Origin of the sequence: Aliidongia sp., assembly GCF_035943795.1 — a bacterium.
GTDB lineage: Bacteria > Pseudomonadota > Alphaproteobacteria > ATCC43930 > CGMCC-115725 > Aliidongia.
In genome coordinates, this window is record NZ_DASZBY010000047.1 from 1 (window position 1) to 8004 (window position 8004).

10 protein-coding genes and 1 tRNA gene are annotated in these 8004 nt (G+C 67.0%); 5 read left to right on the top strand and 6 right to left on the bottom strand.

The window, feature by feature from the left end; genetic code table 11:
- The 3 genes from VGV37_RS07890 to VGV37_RS07900 form a co-directional block, all read right to left on the bottom strand.
- On the bottom strand, positions 1-186 hold a 186-nt coding region (locus VGV37_RS07890), incomplete at its 3' end, for a hypothetical protein (RefSeq protein ID WP_326879102.1).
- Between the two features lie 88 nt (positions 187-274).
- On the bottom strand, positions 275-820 hold the full coding sequence (locus VGV37_RS07895) for a PAS domain-containing protein (protein ID WP_326879103.1): 546 nt from the start codon (positions 818-820) through the stop codon (positions 275-277).
- 126 nt (positions 821-946) lie between these two features.
- A tRNA-Ala gene (locus VGV37_RS07900) sits at positions 947-1022 on the bottom strand.
- 181 nt (positions 1023-1203) lie between these two features.
- On the opposite strand from VGV37_RS07900, the gene VGV37_RS07905 reads away from it, so the two are divergent.
- The 5 genes from VGV37_RS07905 to VGV37_RS07925 all read left to right on the top strand — a co-directional run bounded on the left by VGV37_RS07905 (position 1204) and on the right by VGV37_RS07925 (position 4513).
- Positions 1204-1503, top strand: a complete 300-nt coding sequence (locus tag VGV37_RS07905) for a YggT family protein (RefSeq protein WP_414637946.1) — start codon at positions 1204-1206, stop codon at positions 1501-1503.
- Complete coding sequence (gene folD, locus VGV37_RS07910; RefSeq protein WP_326879104.1) at positions 1487-2377, top strand: bifunctional methylenetetrahydrofolate dehydrogenase/methenyltetrahydrofolate cyclohydrolase FolD; 891 nt, start codon at positions 1487-1489, stop codon at positions 2375-2377. The genes VGV37_RS07905 and folD overlap by 17 nt, the downstream gene beginning before the upstream one ends.
- Positions 2378-2501: 124 nt before the next feature.
- Positions 2502-2999 carry an OmpA family protein gene (locus VGV37_RS07915; protein WP_326879105.1) on the top strand — a complete coding sequence of 166 codons (498 nt, stop codon included), beginning with the start codon at positions 2502-2504 and terminating at the stop codon, positions 2997-2999.
- A gap of 55 nt (positions 3000-3054) precedes the next feature.
- A complete protein-coding gene (gene kynA / locus VGV37_RS07920) occupies positions 3055-3903 on the top strand; it encodes a tryptophan 2,3-dioxygenase (protein ID WP_326879106.1) in 849 nt (282 codons plus the stop codon).
- Between the two features lie 154 nt (positions 3904-4057).
- On the top strand, positions 4058-4513 hold the full coding sequence (locus tag VGV37_RS07925; RefSeq protein WP_326879107.1) for a hypothetical protein: 456 nt from the start codon (positions 4058-4060) through the stop codon (positions 4511-4513).
- 14 nt (positions 4514-4527) lie between these two features.
- Here the strand turns inward: VGV37_RS07925 and kynU are convergent, their stop codons facing one another.
- From kynU to VGV37_RS07940, 3 genes are read right to left on the bottom strand one after another with little or no spacing between them, the layout of a single operon-like run.
- Positions 4528-5769: a kynureninase gene (kynU, locus tag VGV37_RS07930; RefSeq protein WP_326879108.1), complete on the bottom strand. Its 1242-nt coding sequence runs from the start codon at positions 5767-5769 to the stop codon at positions 4528-4530.
- Entirely contained in the window at positions 5766-6389 is a 624-nt protein-coding gene (gene kynB / locus VGV37_RS07935; protein ID WP_326879109.1) for an arylformamidase, read from the bottom strand. Before kynB ends, kynU begins: the two co-directional genes overlap by 4 nt.
- Positions 6390-6399: 10 nt before the next feature.
- Positions 6400-7608 carry an argininosuccinate synthase gene (locus VGV37_RS07940; protein WP_326879110.1) on the bottom strand — a complete coding sequence of 403 codons (1209 nt, stop codon included), beginning with the start codon at positions 7606-7608 and terminating at the stop codon, positions 6400-6402.
- Between the last annotated feature and the right edge of the window lie 396 nt (positions 7609-8004).

The following is an 8004-nucleotide window of genomic DNA, read 5'->3' on the forward strand; positions in this document are numbered from 1 at the left end:
GGCGACGCCGGCGGCCAGGCGTTCGGCCTCGTTCTCGATGCCGCCGAACATCAGCCAGAATTCGATCCGGGTCTCGTCGGTGATGCCTGCCAGCGCTTCCAATTGTCCCAGCGTCGAGGCTTGGCCGATCGCCGGGTCGAAGGCGCCGGGCGGCATGGCGCGCGGTGGTTTGGGATAGCCGGTCATGGCGGGGCGGGCCGAAATCCTGGAAAACCGATCGGGCCTCGAGCATAGCCTGCCGAAAGATCGGCGTCAGTGCCCGGCCGATGCAAATCTAGGCGGGGGCCAACCGCAGCAGGAATTCCTCGCCGGCCAGGACGAAGAATGCCTTTGGGTTGATTTCCATCGGCTTCCCGGTATTGGGATCCTTCGCCGGCTCAAGTTTCGAGGCGCCGATGACGCCCAGCCCGCCGCGGCCGTCCGCATAGGGTAGCGCCAACCGATCGCCGGTCCCGATCTGTAGCGGCCCGTGGAAGACGTCTCCGACGGTGTAGCTGCAGGTCGGCAGGCGCGCCACCTTCAGCAGGCGCTGCTGGATCTCGGCGCCGGTCGGCGACGGATAGAGGTCGGTCGGCCTCGCGCCGCGCAGATCGCGGCTCATCGCCTGGTAGATGCTCTCGCCGACCAGCCGCAGCCGCGCTTCGTCCGCGGCGGTGATGTGCCAAGCCCAGATATGGGGCAGCACGGCCGCGATCTCTTCAGGCTTGATGTCCGACCAGTTCGGCATCAGCCGTTCGCCCCGGACGTCATCCCAATAGTCCAGGAGCTTCCGCAGGATCGGCGAGCGGATCTTTTCCCGGAACGACTCTCGGTCAATCATCGAGCGAACTCGTCATCCCTGCGATCATCCCATGATGAAGCCGACGAGTTCATTTGGGGACGCGCGGCCCAATGGGAAAGGGCCCGGCCGATTTCTCGGTCGAGCCCTTTTCGCGGCCGATCGGTTTGGTGGAGCCGTGGGGAATCGAACCCCAGACCTCGACATTGCGAACGTCGCGCTCTACCAACTGAGCTACGACCCCATCCCGAACCGGTCGGTGACGGGTTGTATGTCGTCGCGAGCCCCCTGCTGTCAAGTCGTGCGTGTGCGCGAAAAGCCGATATGCGTTGGGCTTATGGCCATCGGGCGCCGCTTGCGCGCGGCATCTCGGAACGCTAGGGTCCGCGCTCCGCTTTTCCAACGTACGGGCCTGTCGCAACGTCATGAGTCCGATCATTCCGATCCTGGAGCTGGTCAGCAGCATCATCCAGATCTTCATCTGGATGCTGATCGTATCCGCCGTCCTGAGCTGGCTTACCGCCTTCGGGGTCATCAACCGCTACAATCGCGTGGTGGCGGTGATCGGCGATATGCTGTTCCGCCTGACCGACCCGATCCTGCGGCCGATCCGCAACATCCTGCCCAACCTGGGCGGCATCGACGTTTCGCCGATCGTGGCGATCCTCGTCCTCAGCTTCATCAATCGCGAGATGTGGGTACTGGCCAGTGGATACCTCGGCTAAGCTGATCGACGGCAAGGCGTTCGCGCTCGGCCTGCGCGGTCGCGTCGCCGTGGCTGCGGCCGGGCTCAAGGCCGAATACGGCTTCCGTCCCGGCCTCGCGGTCGTGCTGGTGGGCGAGGACCCGGCAAGCCAGGTCTATGTCCGCTCCAAGGCCAAGGCGACCCAGGAGGCGGGCTTCCACGGCGTCGAACACAAGCTGCCGGCGACGGTCGGCCAAGCCGACCTGATGGCGCTGGTTGCGCGCCTCAATGCCGATCCGGACATCCATGGCATCCTGGTGCAGCTGCCGCTGCCGGCCGGGCTGGATTCGGCGGCGGTCGTGGCCGCGATCGATCCGCAGAAGGACGTCGACGGGCTGCATGTCGAAAATGTCGGCGCGTTGTGGAACGGTGCCAAGGGCCTGGTGCCCTGTACGCCGCTCGGCTGTGTACTGCTGCTCAAGGACCGGCTGGGCGATCTGACGGCCAAGAACGCGGTCGTCATCGGCCGCTCCGCCCTGGTCGGCAAGCCGATCGCGGCGCTGCTGCTGGCCGAGAATTGCTCGGTCACCATCGCGCACTCCAAGACCAGGGACCTTCCGGGGGTGTGCCGCCAGGCCGACATCCTGGTGGCGGCCGTCGGCCGGCCCGAGATGGTCCGGGGCGACTGGATCAAGCCCGGCGCCACGGTGATCGACGTCGGCATCAACCGCGTGCCGACGCCGGACGGCAAGGGCCGGCTGGTCGGCGACGTGGCGTTCGACGAGGCCGCCGCGGTGGCATCCGCCATCACGCCGGTGCCGGGCGGCGTCGGTCCGATGACCATCGCGTGCCTGCTGCGCAACACGCTGACCGCCGCATGCCGCATCAAGGGTGTGCCCGTCCCGGCGGTCTGACCCGCCGGCCGCAATTTCGCCGATATCGAACACGTAAAAGCCGAATTCGCGCCCAAGATTTCCCGCAGTCCGCGATCAAAGTCCCTTCCATAGGCCCGGGGGCCGGCCGTTGGGAGGGTGGATCATGCGGGGATTGATCTTGGACACATTGGCGGACGTGCGGCTGGGCCTGCTGGTGCTGACATTGGCGGCGTTGCTGACCGGATGCCAGGACCAGAACATCCGCGACCAAACGGGTCCCGGTATCGCGATTGACAGGATCGCCACCACCCAACAGGGGCAACCCGATTGGTTGATACCAGTCCTGTTCGATACCGACAAGTCGACCATTCGCGCGGATGCCAAGCCGATCGTGACGCGGATCGCAGCCCTATTCGGCATGTATCCGCAGAGCCGCGCGATCGTCGAAGGCTATGCCGACGAGCGCGGGACCCGGGAATATAATCTGGCACTCGGCGCTCGACGGGCGAACGCCTACCGGTCCGCCCTGATCGCTGCAGGCGTTCCCGCCCGACAGATCGCCGACACCGTCTCTTACGGCAAGGAGCGCCCGGCGGTCGCGGGTTCGACCGAAGCGGCCTGGGCACAGAATCGGCGCGCCATCGTCGTGCTGCAACAGTAGCACCCGGCCCCGCTCACGGTGTATCGGTCCTCGTGTGAACCAGGGAGGCCACACCGTGAGCGACGAGACCGGAAACGACGCGCGCGCCCTAGCGGCCGAGGCGCATACCGATTTCGCCAAGGCCATGTCCTACGGCGACTACCTGCAGCTCGATACGCTGCTTTCGGCCCAGCAGCCGCGCAGCGACAAGCCCGACGAACTGCTGTTCATCATCATCCATCAGGCGACGGAGCTATGGATGAAGCTGGTGCTGCACGAGTTGACCCAGGCTCGCGCCCTCCTGGCGACCGACGACCTGCAGCCGGCGTTCAAGGCGATGGCGCGGGTCAGCCGGATCCAGGCGCAGTTGATCCAGTCCTGGGACGTGCTGTCGACCATGACCCCGTCGGACTATTCGAGCTTTCGCGACGCGCTCGGTCAGTCCTCCGGGTTCCAGTCGGCGCAATATCGCCAGATCGAATTCCTGCTCGGCAACAAGCAGGCGGCGATGATCACGCCGCACCGGCACGTGCCGGTGCTCTCGGCCCGGCTCGACGCCGCGCTGGCGGCGCCCAGCCTTTATGACGAAGTGATCAAGCTGCTCGCCCGCCGCGGCTTCGCCATCGATCCGGCGGTCCTGGGGCGCGACGTACGCCAGCCCTACGGCACCGCCCCCAGCGTGCGTGCGGCGTGGCTTACGATCTATCGCGATCCCAAGACCCATTGGGATCTCTATCAATTGGCCGAGGAACTGGTCGACCTGGAAGACTGGTTCCAGCAATGGCGTTTCCGCCATGTCACCACGGTCCAGCGCGTGATCGGCTTCAAGCGCGGCACCGGCGGCACGGCCGGGGTTGCCTATCTGCGCAAGGCGCTGGAGACCGTGTTCTTCCCGGAACTGTGGGAAGTACGCACCGAGCTGTGACCGGCACTGCTTGAGACGGATAGCCGTTCGAAACGATCGGTTACCAAATTTGCGCTCCCATGGCGACGCCGCGGCGCTAGTCTCGCCGGAGCAGCCATGGGGTTACGAAAGGCGGGGGCGATCGATGAAGCGACTTATCGCCTTGGGATGCGCGATGTTCCTGGGAATCGCGGCGCTGGGCGCCCGTCCGGCCTCGGCAGCGGCCTATGATCGGCTGGCGCCATTCCTGGGTCGGTTCCAGGGACAGAGCGGCCAGGCGCCCGGCGCCCTCTACGTGCCGCTCTGGTCCAAGCCGAACCCGTTCGACGTAACGCTGGTCCGCCATCAGGACGAACTGGTCTTCGCGGTCGGCGGCACCGACCCGGTGATGATGCGCTTCGTGCCGGTGTCCGACCGGCTCTATGTCCTGCGCACCGATAGGCGCGGCGAGACGGGATATGCCTGGGTCGACCAGGACACGCTGACCGTCCAGCGCATGGTCGGCCGCACCGGCATGCGCTTCGTCGTGAGGTTCGAGGACGATCACCGGCGGCTGGCCGCCTATACGATCAAGAACGGCGACGCGCCGGTCGAAGTGCTGGATACGGTGCTGAAGGGTGCCGAGGATTAGCGAGGTCGCCGCGCCTAGGTCACCCGTGCCCGCGCGTGATGTTCCGGGCGGTCCCAGGACCGGTCTTCCATGATTTCCTTCAGCACCCAGACCGCGTCCCACAGCTCGCCATAGCCCAGGTACAAGGGCGTGAAGCCGAAGCGCAGGATGTCGGGGGCGCGGAAGTCGCCGATCACGCCGCGGGCGATCAGGGCCTGCATGATCGGGTAGCCGTGCTCGTGGGCGACGCAGACCTGGCTGCCGCGGGCGCCGTCTTCGCGCGGCGAGACGATGGCGAAGCCGTGGCCGGCCAGTTCCTGCTCGATCAGCTGGGCGAACAGCGCGCTCTGACGCAGCGATTTGGCACGGATTTCCGCGATCGAGGCGTCGAGCAGGATGTCGACGCCGCACTCGAGCGCTGCCAGGCTGAGGATCGGCGGCGTGCCGACCAGCCCGCGTGCGATGCCGGTCGCCGGCCGGAATCGGGTCTCGAATGCGAACGGCGCGGCATGGCCGAGCCAGCCGGTCAGCGGCATGGTGACCTCGCCGTGCCAGCGTTCGGCCACCCACAGGAAGGCCGGCGCACCGGGGCCGCCGTTCAGGTATTTATAGCCGCAGCCGACCGCCAGATCGGCACCGGCGCCATTGAGGTCGACCGGCACGGCGCCGGTGGAATGGGCCAGGTCCCACAGCACCAGCGCGCCCGCGTCGCGGGCCTTTGCCGTGATCCGCGCCATGTCGTACATCCGGCCCGTACGGTAGTTGACATGGGTCAGCATGACCACGGCCACCTCGTCGGTGATCGCGGCCTCGATCGCGTCGGGTTCGACCAGACGCAGTTCGTGGCCCTCGGCCAGCAGGGCGGCCAGGCCCTCGGCGATGTAAAGGTCGGTCGGGAAATTCGCCGGCTCCGACAGGATGATCCTGCGGCCGGGCTTCAGCCGCACGGCCGCGGCCAGCGCCTTGAACAGGTTCACGCTGGTCGAATCGCCGACCATGGTCTCACCCGGGGCGGCGCCGATCAGCCGGCCGATCTTGTCGCCAATGCGGCCGGGCAGGGCCATCCAATCATGCTTGTTCCAGCTGGTGATGAGGTCGCGGCCCCATTCCGCCTCGATCACCTGGGCGACCCGCGCGGCCGTCGCCCGCGGCAGGGCGCCCAGCGAATTGCCGTCGAGATAGATCACACCCTGGGGCAGGGCGAACCGGTCGCGAAAGGGCCGCAGCGGGTCGATCCGGTCGAGGGCGGCCAGGTCGGGACGGATGAGCACGGTCATGGCAGCGGCCTCAGGACGGCGCGCAGCGGTGCCGCATCCATGTTCGAGAGCTTGAGCGGCAGGGCGATGAGTTCGTAGTCGCCGGCCGGCACGTCGTCGAGCACCAGGTTTTCGAGGATCAGCATGCCATGGCGCCGGACGGCCAGATGGGCGTCGAGCGTCTTCGATGTCGCGGGGTCGACCGAGGCGGCATCGGTGCCGATCAGGTCGACGCCATGGGCCGCCAGCAGGTCGATCGCGGCCGGATCGATGGCGGTGAAATCGGGCTCCCAGCGATCCTGCGGCATGTGCTCGTAAGTCCGCAGCAGCAGGCGGCGGACCGGCGTCGCGAGGGCGGCGGCCAGATGGTCGGGATGGACGAGCGGCCCCATGCCGCGCAGATCGACCACCCGGGCCGGGCCGATGAAGCGGGCGAGGTCGAACTCCCCGGCCGGCGCACCGTGTGCATCGTAATGCAGCGGCGCGTCGGCATGGGAGCCGGCGTGGGTCGAGAGCGTGATCGCCCCGACATTGACCGGGCAATCGGGACCCAGCACCCAGGTCCGGGCTTCGCCATAGGGCGTGTCCCCCGGAAAGGCGGGCGTGCCCGGCCGTAAGGCCGGGCTGATGTCCCAGAGCATCGCCGACGGCTTAGCCGCGGGCGGCCTTGGCCAGGCGGAGGCGCAGCGCGTTCAACTTGATGAAGCCCGCGGCGTCGCGCTGGTCGTAGACCTGGTCTTCCTCGAACGTCACGTGGGCCAGGCTGTAGAGCGTCTTTGGCGACTTGCGGCCGACGATGCTGACCGAGCCCTTGTACAGCTTCAGGCGGACCGTGCCCTCGACATGCTCCTGGCTCTTGTCGATCAGCGCCTGCAGCATCTCGCGCTCCGGCGAGAACCAGAAGCCGTTGTAGACCAGCTCCGCATAGCGCGGCATCAGCTCGTCCTTGAGATGGGCGGCGTTGCGGTCGAGCGTGATGCTCTCGATGCCGCGATGGGCCGCGTGCAGCACGGTGCCGCCCGGGGTCTCGTAGACGCCGCGCGACTTCATGCCGACGAAGCGGTTCTCGACCAGGTCCAGCCGCCCGACACCGTTGCGGCCGCCCAGCTCGTTGAGCCTGGTCAGCAATGCCGCCGGCGACAGCGCCGTGCCATTGACCGAGACGGCATCGCCGGCCTTGAAGCCGACCTCGATATATTCCGGCGTGTCGGGGGCCTGTTCCGGGGCGACCGTGCGGGAATAGACGAATTCCGGCGCCTCGGCCCATGGGTCCTCGAGCACTTTGCCCTCGGCCGAGATGTGCAGCAGGTTCGCGTCGACCGAGAACGGCGCCTCGCCGCGCTTGTCCTTGGCGATCGGAATCTGGTGCTTCTCGGCATATTCGATCAGCTTGGTGCGCGAGGTCAGGTCCCACTCGCGCCAGGGGGCGATGACCTTGATGTCGGGCTTCAGCGAATAATAGCCGAGTTCGAAGCGGACCTGGTCGTTGCCCTTGCCGGTGGCGCCATGGGAGACGGCGTCGGCGCCGACCAGCTTGGCGATCTCGATCTGGCGCTTGGCGATCAGCGGCCGGGCGATCGAGGTGCCGAGCAGGTACTGGCCCTCGTAGAGCGCATTGGCGCGGAACATCGGGAACACGAAGTCGCGCACGAACTCCTCGCGGAGATCGTCGATGAAGATCTCCTTCACTCCCATCATCTCGGCCTTCTTGCGCGCCGGCTCCAGCTCTTCGCCCTGGCCGATGTCGGCGGTGAAGGTCACCACCTCGCACTGGTAGGTGTCCTGCAGCCACCGCAGGATGACCGAGGTATCGAGGCCGCCGGAATAGGCCAGCACGACCTTCTTGATGCTGCCGCTCATAATCTTGTCTCGCGCGAACGTGGGATAAGGGGGAATTCGACGGCGCGCAGTATAGGGGAATGCGGCGGGGCGGCAAGGCAGGCGGCCATGTGCTGGCGGCAGGGCGCTCAGCGGAGGGCAGGCCCTGCCTGCGCAGGCGGATCGGCAGTCGCGCGAGCAGGAGCAGCGTGCCCGTCTCCTGTCGCAGCAGCCGAAGAAGCCGGTTCAGTCGCGAGCTGCGGCCCTCTGCCGCTTGCCCTGGAAAATCATTTGCGCTAGGTGTTTCCTCGAAGTTGCGAATGGTTCTGAATATCTGAACCATCGCCCGGCCACGGGGCCGGTCCTCGGGAGTTGTGGCGCGATGCTGGCCAGTCTGCTGATCGTCTTTCGCGAAATCCTCGAAGCCGGCCTGATCGT